Annotated in this window: 13 protein-coding genes and 1 tRNA gene; 2 read left to right on the top strand and 12 right to left on the bottom strand. The window is 70.8% G+C overall.

Annotation, left to right across the window (positions count from 1 at the left end; translation table 11 throughout):
- Window positions 1–52: 52 nt before the first annotated feature.
- The 7 genes from rho to ACIQM3_RS05315 form a co-directional block, all read right to left on the bottom strand.
- Window positions 53–2,143, bottom strand: coding sequence for a transcription termination factor Rho (gene rho, locus ACIQM3_RS05345; RefSeq protein ID WP_401619027.1), 2,091 nt, complete (start codon window positions 2,141–2,143; stop codon window positions 53–55).
- 388 nt (window positions 2,144–2,531) lie between these two features.
- Window positions 2,532–3,449 carry a homoserine kinase gene (gene thrB / locus ACIQM3_RS05340; protein WP_401619024.1) on the bottom strand — a complete coding sequence of 306 codons (918 nt, stop codon included), beginning with the start codon at window positions 3,447–3,449 and terminating at the stop codon, window positions 2,532–2,534.
- Between the two features lie 267 nt (window positions 3,450–3,716).
- Window positions 3,717–4,787 (bottom strand): threonine synthase, encoded by a 1,071-nt coding sequence (gene thrC / locus ACIQM3_RS05335; RefSeq protein WP_401619022.1) that lies wholly within the window; start codon window positions 4,785–4,787, stop codon window positions 3,717–3,719.
- A 6-nt stretch (window positions 4,788–4,793) separates the two neighbouring features.
- On the bottom strand, window positions 4,794–6,104 hold the full coding sequence (locus ACIQM3_RS05330) for a homoserine dehydrogenase (RefSeq protein WP_401619019.1): 1,311 nt from the start codon (window positions 6,102–6,104) through the stop codon (window positions 4,794–4,796).
- 95 nt (window positions 6,105–6,199) lie between these two features.
- Window positions 6,200–7,591, bottom strand: coding sequence for a diaminopimelate decarboxylase (lysA, locus tag ACIQM3_RS05325; RefSeq protein WP_401619016.1), 1,392 nt, complete (start codon window positions 7,589–7,591; stop codon window positions 6,200–6,202).
- 25 nt (window positions 7,592–7,616) lie between these two features.
- On the bottom strand, window positions 7,617–8,681 hold the full coding sequence (gene nrtL, locus ACIQM3_RS05320; RefSeq protein WP_401619013.1) for an ArgS-related anticodon-binding protein NrtL: 1,065 nt from the start codon (window positions 8,679–8,681) through the stop codon (window positions 7,617–7,619).
- 79 nt (window positions 8,682–8,760) lie between these two features.
- Window positions 8,761–9,243, bottom strand: coding sequence for a response regulator (locus ACIQM3_RS05315; RefSeq protein ID WP_401619010.1), 483 nt, complete (start codon window positions 9,241–9,243; stop codon window positions 8,761–8,763).
- A gap of 125 nt (window positions 9,244–9,368) precedes the next feature.
- Between ACIQM3_RS05315 and ACIQM3_RS05310 the strand changes: the two genes are divergently transcribed.
- Window positions 9,369–9,440, top strand: a tRNA-Arg gene (locus tag ACIQM3_RS05310).
- Between the two features lie 533 nt (window positions 9,441–9,973).
- On the top strand, window positions 9,974–11,782 hold the full coding sequence (locus ACIQM3_RS05305; protein WP_401619007.1) for an ABC transporter permease/substrate binding protein: 1,809 nt from the start codon (window positions 9,974–9,976) through the stop codon (window positions 11,780–11,782).
- An 81-nt stretch (window positions 11,783–11,863) separates the two neighbouring features.
- Here the strand turns inward: ACIQM3_RS05305 and ACIQM3_RS05300 are convergent, their stop codons facing one another.
- The 5 genes from ACIQM3_RS05300 to ACIQM3_RS05280 all read right to left on the bottom strand — a co-directional run bounded on the left by ACIQM3_RS05300 (window position 11,864) and on the right by ACIQM3_RS05280 (window position 17,784).
- Entirely contained in the window at window positions 11,864–12,838 is a 975-nt protein-coding gene (locus ACIQM3_RS05300; RefSeq protein WP_401514215.1) for a TauD/TfdA dioxygenase family protein, read from the bottom strand.
- Between the two features lie 1,201 nt (window positions 12,839–14,039).
- Window positions 14,040–14,771: a hypothetical protein gene (locus ACIQM3_RS05295; RefSeq protein WP_401619003.1), complete on the bottom strand. Its 732-nt coding sequence runs from the start codon at window positions 14,769–14,771 to the stop codon at window positions 14,040–14,042.
- A gap of 63 nt (window positions 14,772–14,834) precedes the next feature.
- Window positions 14,835–15,497, bottom strand: coding sequence for a formylglycine-generating enzyme family protein (locus tag ACIQM3_RS05290; RefSeq protein ID WP_401620005.1), 663 nt, complete (start codon window positions 15,495–15,497; stop codon window positions 14,835–14,837).
- A gap of 92 nt (window positions 15,498–15,589) precedes the next feature.
- On the bottom strand, window positions 15,590–16,552 hold the full coding sequence (locus ACIQM3_RS05285; RefSeq protein WP_401619000.1) for a D-2-hydroxyacid dehydrogenase family protein: 963 nt from the start codon (window positions 16,550–16,552) through the stop codon (window positions 15,590–15,592).
- A 74-nt stretch (window positions 16,553–16,626) separates the two neighbouring features.
- Window positions 16,627–17,784, bottom strand: coding sequence for an NERD domain-containing protein (locus ACIQM3_RS05280; RefSeq protein WP_401618997.1), 1,158 nt, complete (start codon window positions 17,782–17,784; stop codon window positions 16,627–16,629).
- Window positions 17,785–17,831 lie beyond the last annotated feature (47 nt).

The following is a 17,831-nucleotide window of genomic DNA, read 5'->3' as shown; positions in this document are numbered from 1 at the left end:
GCCCCGTCACGAGGTGACGGGGCATCTGTTGTGGAGCTGCGGAGCGGCGACGTCAGTCGTTGCCGTTTCCGTTGCCCGGCGTCGTCTTCTGGATCTGGAGCAGGAACTCCGCGTTGGACTGCGTCTTCTTCATGCGGTCCAGCAGAAGCTCGATCGCCTGCTGCTGGTCGAGCGCGTGAAGCACCCGGCGCAGCTTCCAGACCACGGCCAGCTCATCGGTGCCGAGCAGGATCTCTTCCTTACGGGTGCTGGACGCGTCGACGTCCACCGCCGGGAAGATGCGCTTGTCCGAGAGCTTCCGGTCGAGCTTGAGCTCCATGTTGCCGGTGCCCTTGAACTCCTCGAAGATCACCTCGTCCATGCGCGAGCCGGTCTCGACGAGCGCGGTGGCCAGGATGGTCAGCGAGCCGCCGTCCTCGATGTTGCGCGCGGCACCGAAGAAGCGCTTCGGCGGGTACAGCGCGGTCGAGTCGACACCACCGGACAGGATGCGGCCGGAGGCCGGAGCCGCCAGGTTGTACGCACGGCCCAGACGGGTGATCGAGTCCAGCAGGACCACCACGTCGTGGCCGAGCTCCACGAGGCGCTTCGCACGCTCGATGGCGAGCTCGGCGACCGTGGTGTGGTCCTCGGCGGGGCGGTCGAAGGTCGAGGAGATGACCTCGCCCTTCACCGACCGCTGCATGTCGGTGACCTCTTCCGGACGCTCGTCGACCAGGACGACCATCAGGTGGCACTCGGGGCTGTTGACCGTGATCGCGTTGGCGATGGCCTGCAGGATCATGGTCTTACCGGTCTTCGGCGGGGCCACGATCAGGCCTCGCTGGCCCTTGCCGATCGGTGCGACCAGGTCGATGATCCGGGTGGTCAGGATGTTGGAGTCGGTCTCCAGACGGAGCCGGTCCTGCGGGTACAACGGGGTCAGCTTCTGGAACTCCGGACGGCCGCGGCCGGACTCCGGCGCCATGCCGTTGACGGAGTCGAGACGGACCAGCGCGTTGAACTTCTCACGGCGCTCGCCGTCCTTGGGCTGGCGCACCGCACCGGTGACGTGGTCACCCTTGCGCAGGCCGTTCTTGCGGACCTGGGCGAGCGAGACGTACACGTCGTTCGGGCCCGGCAGGTAGCCGGAGGTCCGGATGAACGCGTAGTTGTCGAGGATGTCGAGGATGCCCGCGACGGGGATCAGGACGTCGTCGTCGGCAACCTGCACGTCGGTCGCCGCGAAGTCGTCGCGGCCACGACGGCCACGGCGGTCGCGGTAGCGGCCCCGGCGTCCGCGCCGGCCGCCCTCGTCGTCGTAGCCGTCGTCCTGCTGGCCGCCGCCACCCTGCTGGCCCTGGCTCTGGCCCTGGCCCTGGTTCTGGCCGCCGCCCTGCTGGCCCTGACGGCGTCCGCCGCCCTGCTGGCCCTGGTCGTCGCCCTTGCCCCGGCGGTCGCGCTGGCGGTCGCGGCGGTCACCGCGGTCACCGCGGTCCTGGCGGTCACCGCGGTCACGGCGGCCGTCCTGGCGGTCGCCGCGACGGCCCTCGGCGGTGTCGACGGCGGACTCGGCCTTGGCCTCGCCCTTCGCCTCGGCGCGCTCGTCGCCGCGGTCCTGGCGGCTCTCCGCCTTCGGCTCGGCCTGGGCCTTGGACTCGGCCTTGGGCTCCGCCTTGGACTCGGACTTGGCGTCGGGGCTGCCCGCCTGCGCGGTCGCCCGGCGACGGCGGCGCTCGCCCGTCGGCTGTTCGTCACTGGCCGGCTGACCCGGGATGTCGATCTGCTGCTGGGCGTCGGCCTTGTCGGCGGCCGGGGCGGCAGCGCTCTCGTCACCGGTGCGCGTCTTGGACGTGGCACGCCGCTTCGGCTTGCTCCCGGTGTCCGTACCGGCGGATGCGGCGGCCTTGGGGGCGGGCGCGGAGGATCCTCCGGCCTGCGCCTCCTTGATGACCTCGATCAGCTGGCTCTTGCGCATCCGCGCAGTTCCCCTGATGCCGAGGCCGGACGCGACCTGCTGCAGCTCGGCCAGGACCATGCCCTCGAGGCCGGTGCCGGAGCGGCGGCGCCGTGCGGTGGTGCCAGTGGCAGCACCTTCGGCGGGCACGGAGCTGTCGACGCTCTTGTCGGCAGTCACGCCCATCAGATCGGTGGTGTCGCTCACGAAGGGTCCTTCCCTGGAGCGGACGTCGGCCTTCTGGCTCGGCGACCGGTTGTGCTGTCCGACTGCGGTCTGTTGATCGTGTCGATCGCGGACCTTGCCGGGGCGGTGGTCCGCCGGGTACGGCGGAGAGACGAATGTGCGGGGTTCCGGCGCGAGATCCCCCTGCTCGGCCCACTCCTGGACGAGCAAGAGGGTGTCGTGCCGGTTCCGGAGCGTGCTCGAAAGCTCAGGCGGGCTGCTCAGGCAGTCGGGGAGGCTCCCGGAAGAGTGGTGGTCCCGGAGCGGGACACGAAGCAACGCGCCACGAAGACGTCGATTGCTGACTTGAGGTTAACACTACCGGCTCCAACAAACATTCCCCCTCTCATGCACCGGCAATCACATGCGGTCACGCGGCGAGCGGCAACACGCTCGCACCCGTGGCGTCGAGAGCGAGCCGGTTCGCGGCCCATCCCTCACCCGCCAGCCGGGCGACCTTGTCGGCGGAACCCTCGTCCGCCAGCGCGAGCACCGTGGGCCCCGCACCGGAGATGACAGCGGGGACGCCGTCGGCGCGCAGCCGGTTCACCAGGTCGACGGTCTGCGGCATCGCGGGACCCCGGTACTCCTGGTGGATCCGGTCCTCCGTCGCCGCGAGAAGCAGCTCGGGGCGCCTGGTCAGGGCCTCGACGAGCAGTGCGGCGCGACCGGCGTTGGCCGCGGCGTCCACATGGGGGACGGTGCGCGGCAGCAGGCCGCGGGCGGTCTCGGTCAGCACCGGGGTGGCCGGCACGAAGACCACCGGCACGACGGAAGCCGCGGGGTCCATGCGGATCGCCCTGGCTGCACCGCCGTCCATCCAGGCGAGCGTGAATCCGCCGAGGAGACAGGCCGCGACGTTGTCGGGGTGCCCCTCGATCTCGGTGGCCAGCTCCAGCAGCGCGGCGTCGTCGAGGCGGGCCTCGCCGCCCGTCGTCACGGCGCGGGCGGCGACGATCCCGGCGCAGATGGCGGCGGACGAGGAGCCGAGGCCGCGGCCGTGCGGGATGCGGTTGGCGCAGACGATCTCCAGGCCGTGCGGCTGTCCGCCGAGCAGGTCGAACGCGGTGCGCAGGGAGCGTACGAGCAGGTGGTTCTCGTCGCGGGGCAGCGTCTCGGCGCCCTCACCCGCGATGTCGATGTGCAGCCCGGAGTCGGCGACCCGGACGACGACGTCGTCGTAGAGCCCCAGAGAGAGACCGAGGGCATCGAAACCCGGGCCCAGATTGGCGCTGGTTGCGGGGACGCGCACCCGGACGGCGGCGGCTCGGAACGCGGGACCGGCCATCGGTTGGACGACTCTTCCTGTACGGCGGCGGGGATGTTGTGCAGGGTACTTCGACGTGCGTGGGGTGCCGTTGCGCGGGGGGACGGGGAGCCCGGCAGGCACGACGGCTGCTGCACCGCGGCGGATGCGGCGGGGCGGGTCGCGTACAGCCTATCGAAGGAAGGTTCTGCGGCGACATAGGGCGCACAGGAGGCGCACGATGCGTGTCGCACACCTCCTATGCGCTCTCCGCCCCCGGCAGGACGGCTGAACTGCGGCAAGGGCCGTTTACGCGAGGCCCAGCTTCTCGGCCGCGGCCACCGCGTCGACCGGGACGGTGACGGGCTGCGGAGCGCCCGCGACGGCCCAGTCGGGGTCCTTGAGGCCGTTGCCGGTGACGGTGCAGACGATCTTCTGGCCGGGGTCGACCTTGCCCTCTTCGGCGGCCTTGAGCAGACCGGCCACGGACGCCGCCGACGCGGGCTCGACGAAGACGCCCTCCTGGGAGGCCAGCAGACGGTACGCCGACAGGATCTGACGGTCCGTCACATCTTCGATGAAGCCGCCGGACTCGTCCCGCGCGTCCAGCGCGAACTGCCAGGACGCCGGGTTGCCGATGCGGATCGCGGTGGCGATGGTCGCCGGGTCCTTGACGATCTCGCCGCGCACGATCGGCGCGGAACCGGACGCCTGGAAGCCCCACATGCGCGGGGCGTGCGTGGAGATGCTGTCCCCCGCGTACTCCTTGTAGCCCTTCCAGTAGGCCGTGATGTTGCCCGCGTTACCCACCGGCAGGACGTGGATGTCGGGGGCGTCGCCGAGCGCGTCGACGATCTCGAAGGCGGCGGTCTTCTGGCCCTCGATCCGGACCGGGTTGACCGAATTGACCAGCGCCACCGGGTAGTTGTCCGAGAGGCTGCGGGCCAGGGTCAGGCAGTCGTCGAAGTTGCCGTCGACCTGGAGGATCTTCGCGCCGTGGACGAGCGCCTGCCCCATCTTGCCGAGCGCGATCTTGCCCTGCGGCACGAGGACGGCGCAGACCATGCCCGCGCGCACCGCGTAGGCGGCGGCGGAGGCGGAGGTGTTGCCGGTGGAGGCGCAGATGACGGCCTGCGCGCCCTCCTCCTTGGCCCGGGTGATCGCCATGGTCATACCGCGGTCCTTGAACGACCCGGTGGGGTTGGCGCCCTCGACCTTGAGGTGCACCTCGCAGCCCGTGCGCTCGGAGAGGACCTGCGCCGGAACGAGCGGCGTACCACCCTCACGGAGTGTGACGACCGGCGTCGAGCTCGTGACCGGAAGCCGGTCCCGGTACTCCTCGATGATGCCGCGCCACTGGTGGGTGCCCTTGCTGGTCATGGGTCCTTACTCCCCTTCAACACGCATGATGCTGGCGACACCGCGCACGGTGTCCAGCTTGCGCAGCGCTTCGACGGTCCCGGAGAGGGCTGCGTCGGGCGCGCGGTGGGTGACGACGACGAGGGATGCCTCGCCGCCGGTTTCCTGACTGTCCGGCCGGCTCTGCTGGCGGACCGTATCGATGGATACGCCCTGTTCGGCGAAGACCGTCGCGACCTGGGCGAGTACGCCAGGCTTGTCGGCCACGTCGAGACTGATGTGGTACCGCGTGACGACGTCGCCCATGGGGCTGACCGGCAGGCGCGTGTACGCCGACTCACCGGGGCCGGTGGTCGCTCCGATGATGTTGCGGCACACCGCGACCAGGTCGCCCAGGACCGCGGACGCGGTCGGGGCGCCGCCGGCGCCGGGACCGTAGAACATCAGCTGCCCGGCCGCCTCGGCCTCGACGAAGACCGCGTTGTACGCCTCGCGGACGGAGGCCAGCGGGTGGCTGAGCGGGATCATCGCGGGGTGCACACGGGCGGTGACGGACTTGCCGTCGGCGGCGCGCTCGCAGATGGCGAGGAGCTTGACGGTGCAGCCCATGCGCCGGGCGGAGGCGATGTCGGCGGCGGTCACCTCGGTGATGCCCTCGCGGTGCACCTCGCCGATCTTCACCCGGGTGTGGAAGGCGATCCCGGCGAGGATCGCGGCCTTCGCGGCGGCGTCGAAGCCCTCGACGTCGGCGGTCGGGTCGGCCTCGGCGTATCCCAGCGCGGTGGCCTCGTCGAGCGCCTCGGAGTATCCGGCGCCGCTCGTGTCCATCCTGTCGAGGATGAAGTTGGTCGTGCCGTTGACGATGCCGAGCACCCGGTTGACCTTGTCCCCCGCGAGGGACTCGCGCAGCGGCCGTACGAGCGGGATGGCGCCGGCCACGGCCGCCTCGTAGTAGAGGTCCCTGCCGTGCTTCTCGGCCGCGGCGTGGAGCGCGGAGCCGTCCTCGGCCAGCAGCGCCTTGTTGGCGGAGACGACGCCCGCGCCGTGCTCGAAGGCGGTCGTGATGAGCGTGCGGGCGGGCTCGATACCCCCGATGACCTCGACGACGACGTCGATGTCGCCCCGTTTGACCAGGGCGGTCGCATCGGTGGTGATCAGTGCGGGGTCTATGCCCTCCCGCACCTTGGAGGGCCGGCGGACGGCGACGCCGGCGAGCTCGACCGGCGCGCCGATGCGCGCGGCGAGGTCGTCGGCGTGCGTCGTCATGATGCGCGCCACCTCTGAGCCGACCACTCCACAGCCCAGCAGCGCCACCTTCAGCGGACGCGTACGCATCATCCGACCTCGTTTCTCATACTTCTGATGTGTGGACCAGTCTCACTCACCGGACGGGGGTTTCTGCCACCCGTCCGGATTTTGAGATGTGAATTTCATCAGCCGACATCGAGACGCAGGAGATCTTCCTCCGTCTCACGCCGGACGATGACCCGCGCCTGTCCGTCGCGCACGGCGACGACGGGCGGGCGCAGGGCGTGGTTGTAGTTGCTCGCCATGGAGCGGCAGTAGGCACCGGTGGCCGGCACCGCGATGAGGTCACCCGGGGCCAGGTCGGACGGCAGGAACGCGTCCTTGACCACGATGTCACCACTCTCGCAGTGCTTGCCGACCACGCGTACGAGCATGGGTTCGGCCTCGGAGGTGCGGGAGACCAGCGCGACGCTGTACTCGGCGTCGTACAGCGCGGTGCGGATGTTGTCCGACATCCCGCCGTCGACGCTCACGTACGTCCGGAGGCCCTCGAGGGGCTTGATGGTGCCGACCTCGTAGAGCGTGAAGGCGGTGGGGCCGACGATCGCGCGGCCCGGCTCGACGGAGATGCGCGGGGTCCGGAGACCGGCGGACTCGCACTCCCGGGTCACGATGTCGCTGAGCGCCTTGGCGATCTCGTGCGGCTCACGGGGATCGTCCTCGGAGGTGTACGCGATCCCGAGGCCACCGCCGAGGTCGATCTCGGGGAGCTCGACGCCGTGCTCGTCGCGGATCTCGGCGAGCAGCTGCACGACGCGCCGCGCGGAGACCTCGAAGCCGGCCATGTCGAAGATCTGCGAGCCGATGTGCGAGTGGATGCCGATGAGCTCCAGGCCGTCCAGGGTGAGCGCCCTGCGGACCGCCTCGGCCGCCTGTCCGTCGGCCAGCGCGATGCCGAACTTCTGGTCCTCGTGCGCGGTGGCGATGAACTCGTGGGTGTGGGCCTCGACGCCGACCGTGACGCGGATCTGGACGCGCTGGCGGACGCCGAGCCGCTGGGCGATGTGCGAGACCCGGACGATCTCCTGGAAGGAGTCGAGCACGATGCGTCCGACGCCGGCCTCGACGGCCCGCTCGATCTCGGCGACGGTCTTGTTGTTGCCGTGGAAGGCGATGCGCTCGGCGGGCATCCCGGCGTCCAGCGCGGTGGCCAGCTCGCCCCCGGAGCACACGTCCAGGTTCAGCCCTTCCTCCTGGAGCCAGCGCACCACGGCGCGCGACAGGAAGGCCTTGCCGGCGTAGAAGACATCGGCGTCCGCCCCGAAGGCGTCGGCCCAGGCGCGGCAGCGCGCCCGGAAGTCGGACTCGTCCAGGAAGTACGCGGGGGTGCCGAACTCCTCGGCGAGCCGGGCAACTTCGATCCCGCCGACGGTGAGCGCACCGTCCGCGTCACGGGTGACGGTGCGGGACCAGACCTTCGGGTCCAGCTCGTTGAGGTCGGTGGCCGGGGCGGTGTAGTGGCCCTCGGGGTAGACGTCGGCGTGACGGGGCCCGGCGGGGTGTGCGGATCGGCTCATCGTTCTGCTCTGCTCTCTTACGGTCTCAGAGGTGTTCGGGCGCGCTGATGCCGAGCAGGGACAGGCCGCCTGCGAGCACCGTCCCGGCGGCTTCGGCAAGGGCCAGCCGGGAGCGGTGGGCGGCCGAGGGTTTCTCGTCGCCGACGGGGAGCGTCGGGCAGGCATCGTGGAAGTCGAAGAAGGCCTGCGCCACCGTTTCGAGGTGCCGGGCGAGCCGGTCCGGTGCCTGGTGGCGGGCGGCGGAGGCGAGGGCGCCGGGGTGGTCGGCGAGCGCGGCGTGCAGCGCGGGCGCGTCGACGTCCTCGTCGTGACCGGCGGTGAAGCCGAGCCGCTCCGCCTCGCGGCTGAGCGCGCGGGAGCGGGAGTGTGCGTAGCGGACCAGGAACAGCGGATTGGCCTCGCCCTGCACGAGGAGGTCCCCGCCGAGGTGCGCGCGGTCGTGCCCGGCGGGCCTCAGCAGGCCCCAGCGGGTGGCGTCGGCCCCCAGCCGATCCAGCAGCTCCCCCGCCGTGGCCCCGGCGGGGACGGGCCGGGTCTCCACGAGCGGAACCGGGGGCCGCCCGTTCGCGTCGACGGTGACGCCGAGACGCACCCAGTCGGGGTCGGACGCCTCTTCGCAGGTGACACGCCCCAGGGCGCCCTGCGCGCGCAGCAACTTCATCACCGTGCCCGCCACGACCGCCGCCCGGACCTCGCGCCGGTGGTGGAGCTGATGGACCTGCCCGGCGCACTCGGCACCCCACCCGTACCGGAGCCCCTGCTCCAGCACCTGGCGTACGCGTACGGAACGCGCGGCGCCGCCGGAGTCCGCGTCGAGCGTGAAGTTCAGAAATCCGGGCCCGGTGATCTCGACCCGTCCGATCCCGGGCGCACCGACGACCCGGTCCCGCAGCAGTGCGGCGACCTCCCGCGCGGGGAGCGCGGCGGGGCCGGCCAGCTGGAGGGCGACGGCGCAGGCGTAGTCGCCGCTGCCGCCGGGGCGTGTCCGCTCCACCCGCACGCGCGCGGGCACCCGCGCGCGCAGGGCGTCCTCGTCGACCGCGCGGCGCACAGCGTGCAGCACGGTCCGGGAGAGATCTGCGGGGGTCACGGCACAAGCGTATGGGAGGAAGGGGGGCACTTCGCCAACCGGTTTCGCCATACGGGCAGCGATCCGGCCGGCCACGCCGTCAGCCGGCCGTGCTCCCGGCGGTCCCCGCGCCGCGCCTGTCGTCGACCGGCACGGGATTCTCGCGGTGCGCGAGCCGTCGCACCATGCGCACCAGCTCGCTCGGCTCGAAGGGCTTCGCCAGGAACGCGTCGACCCCGGCGGCCGCCCCCGAGTCCACCTCGTGGGGCGTGCACGCGCTGATGACGGCGACGGGCAGGTGCCCGGTCCTCGGGTCGGAGCGCAACCGGGCAGCGGTCTGGATTCCGTCGAGCCTGGGCATCACCACATCGAGAGTGATCACGTCCGGGCAGACCTCGTGGACCAGGTCCAGGCACTCGACACCATCGGCCGCGGTCACGACCTCGAAGCCCTCCAGCTCGAGATTGACCCTGATCAGCTGCCGGATGACCTTGTTGTCGTCGACAACAAGCACGCGGCCGTACGCCCCTGACACCCTTCGAGGGTAGGTCGAGCGGAGGAGCTGCGTCCGGGTTTTGCCCACTTCCGCCCCCGGAGGGTGGCCGGCGCCCACCGCACGCAGGTGCCGACGACTCGGAAATACCTGTTCCCGGACACCACGTCGGAGCTGGTAGGGTTTCACTCGTCGCCGCCAAGCGCAGCGACATCGCCCCCGTAGCTCAGGGGATAGAGCATCGGCCTCCGGAGCCGGGTGCGCAGGTTCGAATCCTGCCGGGGGCACTTTCCGGAAAGACCTTCTGATCAGTGGAGACACTGAGCAGGGGGTCTTTTTCATGTCCGCGCCGGTTCATGTCCGCGCCGGAAGCCCGGAAGCCCGGAAGCTGAGGGACACGCGATGCACCTGCGAGCTCGTCGAGCCCGTCCGAACGAAAGCTTCGCCATCCGTTTGTCTCCTTGAACACTGGGTAGCCGCAGCCCGCATCACCCTGTCCGGGCGCGGACGCCCTTCGGGCAGCCGGCGCGGATGGTACGGCAGCACGCCAGGATCCGGCTGCCAGGACACATGACCGCCCGGCTGAGGCGCCGCTACGGCCACGCGCCGCGCGCATCCGCATGTCCCACACCGCCGAGGGGCTGGGCGGCGCCATGTCTCTTTCGCCGGGTCTCGGGACAACGCGAAAGGCACACGTGACCAGGCTGACAACAGAGCCCCCAGGCAGGTACAGGACTTGCGGTGAGGGAGCCGGGCGACCTGTGCGCGGGCCAGGCCCTGCCGGAGCTGACGGACACCGTTGCGATGAAGGCGGGAAGCCGTGATCAGGCTCGAGATAGGTGCCGGTGTCAACAGCGCGGTCGAGTTCCTGGAAGCTCGCCTGCCCTGGCTTTTCGACTCCCTGCACTCCGCCGGCCAAGGCCTGTACGACGGGGTGTACTTCGTCATGTCGGGCCCCGACGCGCTGGTCATGGGTGCGATCCTCGCGCTGATCGCCTGGTGGCTGCGGGGCGTGGTGGCCGCCGTCCTCGCTTCCGCGGGCTTCTTCCTCGTCAACTCGATCGAGTTGTGGGAAAAGGCGATGCAGACGCTGTCGCTTCTCGTCGTGGCGGCCACGGTCACCATGGTGATCGCTGTCCCTCTCGGCATCTGGGCGGCCCGCAACAAGTCGGTGAGTTCGGTCCTTCGGCCGGTTCTCGACTTCATGCAGACGATGCCGGCCTTCGTCTACCTGGTCCCCGGTATCACCTTCTTCGGAGTGGGCGTGGTGCCCGGCATCGTCGCCACCATCATCTTCGCGATGCCGCCGGGCATCCGGATGACCGAGCTCGGTATTCGGCAGGTGGACGAGGAGCTGGTGGAGGCCGCGGAAGCGTTCGGAGCCCCACCGCGTGCCATTCTGCTGCGCGTACAGCTGCCGCTGGCCCTGCCGACCATCATGGCCGGCGTCAACCAGATCATCATGCTCTCCCTGTCCATGGTGGTCATCGCGGGCATGGTCGGCGCCGACGGCCTGGGTACCGTCGTCTTCCAGGCCATCAGCTCGGTGGACATCGGCCTCGGCTTCGAGGCGGGTCTCGCGGTGGTCATCCTCGCCATGTACCTCGATCGCATGACCGGCGCGCTGAATCAGCGCATCTCGCCCCTCGGTCGCCGTGCGCTGGCCAGGGCGGCCTCCCTCCGGGCGGGAAAGGCCCTGCGGTGGAGGCCCAACACAGCGTTCGCGGGTATAGGTGTGCTGGTCCTCGCGCTGCTCGCCGGCGGCCTGCAGTTCGTCTCCGGCCCGGACGACGACGGCCAGGACGTGAACAGGAAGGACCTGGGGAAGGAGGCCGGTGCGGCTCCCAGCATCGGCTACTTCCCGTGGGACGAGGACGTGGCCGTCACCTACCTGTGGAAGAACGTTCTGGAGCGGCGCGGATACAAGCCCAGCATCCACCAGTACGACGTCGGGTCGATGTTCACCGCGATGGCCGGCGGCCAGGTCGATGTGGAGTTCGACGCCTGGCTCCCCAACGCCCAGAAGCAGTACTGGGACAAGTACAAGGACGACCTGGTCGACATCGGTCCGTGGTACGACGAGACCACGCTGGAAGTGACGGTGCCCAGCTATGTCAAGGGCATCGACTCGATGGCGGACCTCAAGGGCAGGTCGAAGGAGTTCGGCGGCAGGATCATCGGCATCGAGCCCGGGACCGGCCAGATGAACCTGCTCAAGAACGAGGTGCTGCCCGGCTACGGGCTCGACAAGGAGTACGAGGTCACCGACGGCAGCTCCCCCAGCATGATCCTGGAGCTGCAGCGTTCGCTGCGCAAGCGCGAACCGGTGGCGGTCGTCCTGTGGTCGCCTCACTGGGCGTACAGCAAGTACGAGTTGACCAAGCTCAAGGACCCGAAGAAGTTGTGGGGCGAGGTGAACGAGATCCGCTCGCTCGGCCACAAGTCGTTCCCGGAGAAGTTCCCCGAGTTCCACGGCTGGCTCGAGGACTGGCACATGTCGGAGGAGCAGCTCGGGGACCTGGAGGCGGCCATCCAGGACGAGGGCACCGGCCATGAGGAAGAGGCCGTGGAGAAGTGGATCGCCGAGAACCCGGGCGTGGTCGACAAGATGGCGCCGCTCTCCCCCTGACCCTGGACGTACGGCGACGGAACGGCGGGCGCGGTGCCGCGCCCGCCGTCCGGCAGTCGCCGGTCGCCGGTCCCGGGTCGCTCAGAAGGGGCGGTCCCCCGCGATGGCGACCCGCTCGGCGACCCGCGGATGCGGGGCGTAGTCGTTCACGGCGTAGTGCTGGGTCGCCCGGTTGTCCCAGAAGGCGATGTCGCCGGGCTGCCAGCGGAAACGCACCTGGTACTCGGGCACGTGCGCCTGCTGGAAGAGGAAGCGCAGCAGGCGGTCGCTCTCCGCCCGGTCGATACCGACGATCCGGGTCGTGAACGAGGTGTTCACGAACAGCATCCGGCGCCCCGACTCCGGGTGTGTGCGCACGACCGGATGCTCGACCGGCGGGAACGCCTCCTGGTGAGGGGCGAGTTGCTCGGGCCCGTGGAAGCGGGCGAAGCCTGGGATGAAGTCGTGGACGGCGCTCGCCCCGTCGATGCGGTCCTTCACCTCCTGCGGCAGGTTGTCGTACGCGGCGGCCATGTCCGCCCACATGGTGTCGCCACCCAGCGGCGGCACCTCGCGCAGTTGCAGGACGGCGCCGAGAGCCGGACGCTCGCGGAAGGTGACGTCCGTGTGCCAGACGTTCTCGAACGTCTTCGGTGCCCCGGCCGTCTTGTCGAAGCGCACGACGTCCTCGCTGTCGCCCCTGGCCAACAGCGGGTTGACTTCCAGCTCGCCCCAGTGGCGTGCGAAATCGCGCTGAGCGGCCGAGGTGAGGTTCTGCCCCCGGAAGAAGAGGACCTTCCACTCCAGCAGGGCACGGTTCAGCTCTTCGCGCAGGTCCGGCTCCAACGGCCGGGAGAGGTCGGGACCGTGGATCTCCGCGCCGATCGTGCGGGCCTGAGGGACGACGTCGAAGAGGGTGTACGGGCGCGTCGTCTCGCTGGCCGGCAGCCGTTCCAGGACGCGGTGCCCTTCGTACAGGCCGTCCTGCGGTATGCGTGCCTCACGCAGGAGGGGCGGGGTGCCGGAGGGCCGGCCGGCGGGCGTGGCGGTCGCATGCGGGGAAGCGGTGGTGGTCATACGGTTCCTCCTTGGCGGAGAGCGAGCCGCCGGGGGCTCCGGTGGGCGGGCCCCGTACCCGAAGGGAACGGGTGGGACCCGCGACAGCGGCCGGGGCCTCCGGCGGTGCGATGAGGTGGGCCGTCCACGCCCGCGCCGCGTGCCTGCCGAGCAGGTACGGGACACAGCGGGACCGTGAAGGGCCGGGGGAAGACAACACCGGTGTCACCGGGTTCTCGGCTTCGCCTCGCGAGGCGGCCGAGTGGAGTTGACGACCGGTCAGCGCGAGTGGACGCCGACGCGAGCGGGCGGCGAGCCGATACGGCCGCGGCGGCGCAGACAGGTGGCGGACCGCGGAGCACACTCGCCGCAAGGCCCCGTCATACGCAGGGCGACGGTGGTCAGCGAGTAGGGGGCCATGTCCCGCATTGTGTGCCGCCCCCGCCGACGCGGTCAAGCCCGCCTCCGGGAGGCGTGGCCCCGCGCCGGGCACCCGAGCCGCCCGGACAGTTCCTCGGTCGCGCAGGTGAGCTGAAAGGCGAGCGGGCCTGGGTCGCAGAGAGCGGGATTCCTGGACCAGGCAGCCGCGGCGTCGTCCAGGATGCAGGGCTAACGCCTGGCGTTCAGGATCTCGATCGGTCGTCGCCGCCAACTCTGCCCCCGGGTCGGTGGGAGAATACGGACATCCATATCGGACATATGAGGCGACTTCCTGTCCGCGGCTTCCCACCGACTCACAGAGGCCGGGGCCGACGTCGGCACGGCCCGGACGTGGCGGAGCCCGGGAGTCGTATCCAGCTCCCGGGCCCCTGGGGTTGCCACCCAATTGCGCTTGCCAGCGCCGTTTAAGAGTGCGGATCAGTCGTCATACCGTCGCGTTCTGCCTTTGAACTACCGCGCCGCGTAGAGGCGCAGGCCGGATTCGAACCAGCATTCAACGGTGTTCGTCCGTACTCGGTCGATCTGGCAATCGGCGGCGATACTGAAGCTGGAGCGAGAGTCTGAGATTGATCGCGGCTGCCTCTGCCATGTTGGGCCACCCCGGCAGGTGGTGCCGGGGGGAGGACTCGAACCTCCACCGTTACCGCGTCTTCAGGCTGAACGTCAGTTTCAGCTTGCGCTCATCACACGGGACGGACCTCAATTCCGCCTCGTGCAGGGTGCGCAGCCCCCACGGCATTGGCGCGGGGGCGTTCTTGGGGGTGCCGCCTCACGTCCGGCGTCAGCCGAACAGGTAGCCGAACACCGCGTCTCCGACCCGCCGGTCGGTGACCTCGGTGCCGTTGGCCTCCTCGCGGGCGAACTTCACCGCGTGCTGGAGCTTCTCGACCCGCTCCAGCAGCTCGTTCACCCGTCGTGCCGGAAGCGCTCCGGAGAACTTCACGGTCGTCCAGTACCCGATGGGCACGTCCTCGTAGTACACGTCGACCTGCGCCGGGTGCTTGTCGGTCGCCTCGGCCTTGACGTGGTTGCGCGGGACCTTCTTCGTCCGGATCGTGCGGACCGGGTCCGTCTTCCACAGGTCCGTCGAAGGGTCGAGCGACCAGGACTCGGCGGCGTCCAGGACCGGCAGCTTCTTGACGAAGGTGTGGAGGTCGGTGAGCTGCTTCTCCAGGAAGAGCAGGTAGCTGACCGGGACCTCGCTGACGACCGTACGTCCGTCCACGGTGACGTCCGCGCGGGCCGAACAGTTCGCCCAGTCCTTCGTCGCGGTCACGTCGAACAGCCGGGTCAGCGATGCGGACATGTCACGCAGCGCCTCCTCGGCCTTGATCTGTACCCGCGCGGACTCTGGGGGAAGCTGCTCGCCCTCTTCGTCCTTCGGCTGGTACGTGCGCGAGATGCCTGCCAGCAGCGCCGGCTTCTGCACCTTGTGGTGGGCCGCGGTGATGTCCTGGAGCGACTTGCTCTTGACACCCTTCTCCACGGCGATGATCTGGTTGAGCTTCGTCACTTCGCCCCCTTCGAGTGACAGGAACCTACCGCACGCGCTTTCGATCGGTCGCAAGGTTTTCCGCTACCCGCGCCCCGGCAGATTGCGGGCCAGCCGGAGGCCGAGGTCGTCGATCGCGAACGTGGGGTGGCTGCGGCGGCGCACCGTGGCGCCGCAGCCGCGCTCCGGCTCGGCCCAGCCGCCGCCCCGGAAGGTGCGGTACTCGCCGTAGACCTCCTCGTCGTAGAGGTCCCAGCACCACTCCCAGACGTTGCCCAGCATGTCGTGCAGGCCCCACGGGTTGGGCGCCTTGGCGCCGGCCTCGTGGATCCGGCCGCCGGAGTTCCCGTCGTACCAGGCGATGGCGTCGATCTCGCCGTAGCGGTATCCCGTGGTCCCCGCCTTGCAGGCGTACTGCCACTCCGCCTCCGTGGGCAGGCGGTAGCCGTCGGAGGCCGGGTCGCGGGTCACCTCGCCGGTCCGTGTGTCACGGGCGTAGACCGGGTCGAGTCCGGCGCGGGCCGAGAACAGGTTGCACAGGTCGACGGCGTCGAGCCAGCTGATGTTCGTCACGGGCAGGGCGCCGTCCGGCACGGTGGGCCCGAGCTCCTCCCCCGTGACGGCGTGGTGCTGCCGGGCGGTGGTGACGGGGTGGCGGCCGAGCAGGAAGGGCTCAATCTCCACCTGCCACTGTGCGCCCCGGCGGTCGTCGCGCAGATCCACGGTGCCGGCCGGTAACCGGACCATGCAGGAGGCCGTCTCGTCGTCGATGGGCGTGTGCACGCGGTGGGCCTTCCTGTACGGGAGAGCCGAAGTGCCCCCGCGTACAAGCTAATCGGTCATCGGCCGAGCCTGCGGACGGGCTCGCCGTCGAGGTAGGCGCGGATGTTTTCGACCGCGTCCCCGTAGTACGCCGCGTAGTTGGCCTGCGACACGTAACCCAGGTGCGGTGTCGCCAGGAGGCGCGGTGCGCTGCGCATCGGGTGGTCCGCAGGGAGCGGCTCGGTGTCGAAGACATCGACGCCCGCGCCGGCGATGGCCCCTCGGTGCAGTACGTCGAGCAGAGCCTCCTGGTCGACGATCGCCGCCCGGGAGGTGTTGACCAGGAAGCTTCCGGGCCGCATCAGCCCGAGTTCCCTGGCTCCCAGCAGGCCGCGCGTACGCTCGCTCAGCACCAGGTGTACGGAGACGAAGTCGCTGGTCTCCAGCAGTTCTTCCTTGGAGGCGGCGAAGCCCGCCCCGGCCTCCTCGGCCCGCTCCGGGGTGAGGTTGTGGCTCCAGGCCATCACATCCATGCCGAAGGCGCGGCCGACCGCGGCGACCCGGCTGCCGATCTTCCCCAGCCCGAGGATGCCGAGCCTGCGTCCGTGCAGATCGGTCCCGACGGTGGACTGCCAGGGCCCGCCCTCGCGGAGGCAGTTGGCCTCGGTCACGATGGAGCGCGCCAGTCCGAGCAGCAGCGCCCAGGTGAGCTCGACGGGCGGGGTCGCCGTGCTGGCGGTGCCGCAGACGGTGACCCCGTGGCGTTCGGCGGCGGCGTAGTCGATGGAGGTGTTGCGCATGCCGGAAGCGACGATCAGGCGGAGCCGGGGCAGCCGCCCGATCAGCGCCGCGGGGAACGGCACGCGCTCCCGGAGGGTGACGACCATGTCGAACTCGGCCAGACGCGCGGCGAGTTCGTCCTCCGTGGCGCAGTGCTCGGCGAAGCTGACCACGTCGATGTCGTCGGCGACCGGTGACCAGTCGGCGGCAGTGGCCGCCACGGACTGGTAGTCGTCGAGCACGGCACAGCGGAGCTTCATGGTGGCTTCCCCTTCGGCGGTACGGATGCCGGCCCTGCGGCAGCACCGGGGAATCTACCGGCCGCCTCCCGGGCTCACGCGCCCAGCCAGGCCTCCTTGTTCCGCGCGACGTCGTAGACCCTCTCCACCTGGGTGGGGGTGAACACGCCCGTCAGCGGGGCGAGAACGGACACCTGGCGCTCCCGGCAGACGCGGACACCGGACGGGGTGGAGGCGACCTCCAGCGCCGTGACGCCGGTGAACACCAGCACGGTCTGTACGGGCACGTCGAAGGCGCAGTACGCCTCCAGCGCGGCCCGGGCCCGCCGGGCGCCTGGCCGGCCGTCGAGCTCGTACGGCTGCGGGGCGCCGTCGTCGGTCCTCAGGGTGCCGTCGCCGATCCGTACCGAGGCCCCGGGGCGGTGATCGGTGCTCACGGCGAACACACCGCCGGGCCCGATGAGCAGGTGTCCGATCTCCGTGCCGTCCGGCAGCGGCACGGAGTGCAGGACTCTCCAGCCGTGCCGGGTCAGCCGCTTGAGCTCGGCCCCGACCCGCCGCTCCCCCGCGAGGGCACCACGCCGGGGGTCCGCGTCCTTGTGCCGCCGTAGCGCCCCCGTGGCGGCCCGCACGAGCGCACCGGTCCCGGATTCGCCGAGCTGCTCGCGGAGGCCGGCGCCCGGCCGACGCGACGCGAGATCGGTCGCGGGGGTCAGCGCGGGGAGGACGGCCGGCCTCCGGCGCCGCTCCCGCCCCGGCTCCGGGTCGGCGACCGGTGCCGGACCGGCCACCGGCTCCGGCACGGACGCCACGTCCGGCGCAGGCGTCACGCCCGGCACGGGCGCCACCTCCGGCGCACGTACCACCTCCGGCGCAGGCGCCACCTCCGGGACGGGCGCCACCTCCGTCACCCCCGCGGCCCTCGGCTCCACCGTGGGCGCCGGCCCCCTCACGGGCGGTGCCTCCTGCGCGGCTCCCCGCTTCCGCATCCCCCGCATGGGCGGGATCCGCGGGGCCGAAGGCGGCGCGGGTGGGGTCTGCCACCCGGCCGGGGCCTCCTCGCCGACGAGGGCCGGCAGGTCCGGGACCTGGCGCGCGAGCGCGTCGGTCACGGCGTCGCGATAGCGCGGGTGGAGGACGGTGATCGTGCCGCTGCCCCGGTCCGCCCATCCGATCGCGGTGCCGTCCGGCAGGTTCACATAGAGCCGGTCGTGCCCGAAGAGCTGCCATGACGTGACCTTGAGATCCTGCATCGTGCCCCCTCTGTTCACCCCGCCGACGTCCTTGCTCCCCCAGCCTG

This window comes from Streptomyces sp. NPDC091271, from assembly GCF_044757505.1.
Classification (GTDB): Bacteria; Actinomycetota; Actinomycetes; order Streptomycetales; family Streptomycetaceae; genus Streptomyces.
This window is presented reverse-complemented; position numbering and strand designations above follow the sequence as displayed.

Coding starts and splice junctions, on each gene's coding strand:
- thrB (WP_401619024.1), bottom strand. CDS start 3,449: ATGGCCGGTCCCGCGTTCCGAGCCGCCGCCGTCCGGGTGCGCGTCCCC.
- thrC (WP_401619022.1), bottom strand. CDS start 4,787: ATGACCAGCAAGGGCACCCACCAGTGGCGCGGCATCATCGAGGAGTAC.
- ACIQM3_RS05330 (WP_401619019.1), bottom strand. CDS start 6,104: ATGATGCGTACGCGTCCGCTGAAGGTGGCGCTGCTGGGCTGTGGAGTG.
- lysA (WP_401619016.1), bottom strand. CDS start 7,591: ATGAGCCGATCCGCACACCCCGCCGGGCCCCGTCACGCCGACGTCTAC.
- ACIQM3_RS05300 (WP_401514215.1), bottom strand. CDS start 12,838: ATGACCACCACCGCTTCCCCGCATGCGACCGCCACGCCCGCCGGCCGG.
- ACIQM3_RS05290 (WP_401620005.1), bottom strand. CDS start 15,497: ATGGTCCGGTTACCGGCCGGCACCGTGGATCTGCGCGACGACCGCCGG.
- ACIQM3_RS05285 (WP_401619000.1), bottom strand. CDS start 16,552: ATGAAGCTCCGCTGTGCCGTGCTCGACGACTACCAGTCCGTGGCGGCC.
- ACIQM3_RS05280 (WP_401618997.1), bottom strand. CDS start 17,784: ATGCAGGATCTCAAGGTCACGTCATGGCAGCTCTTCGGGCACGACCGG.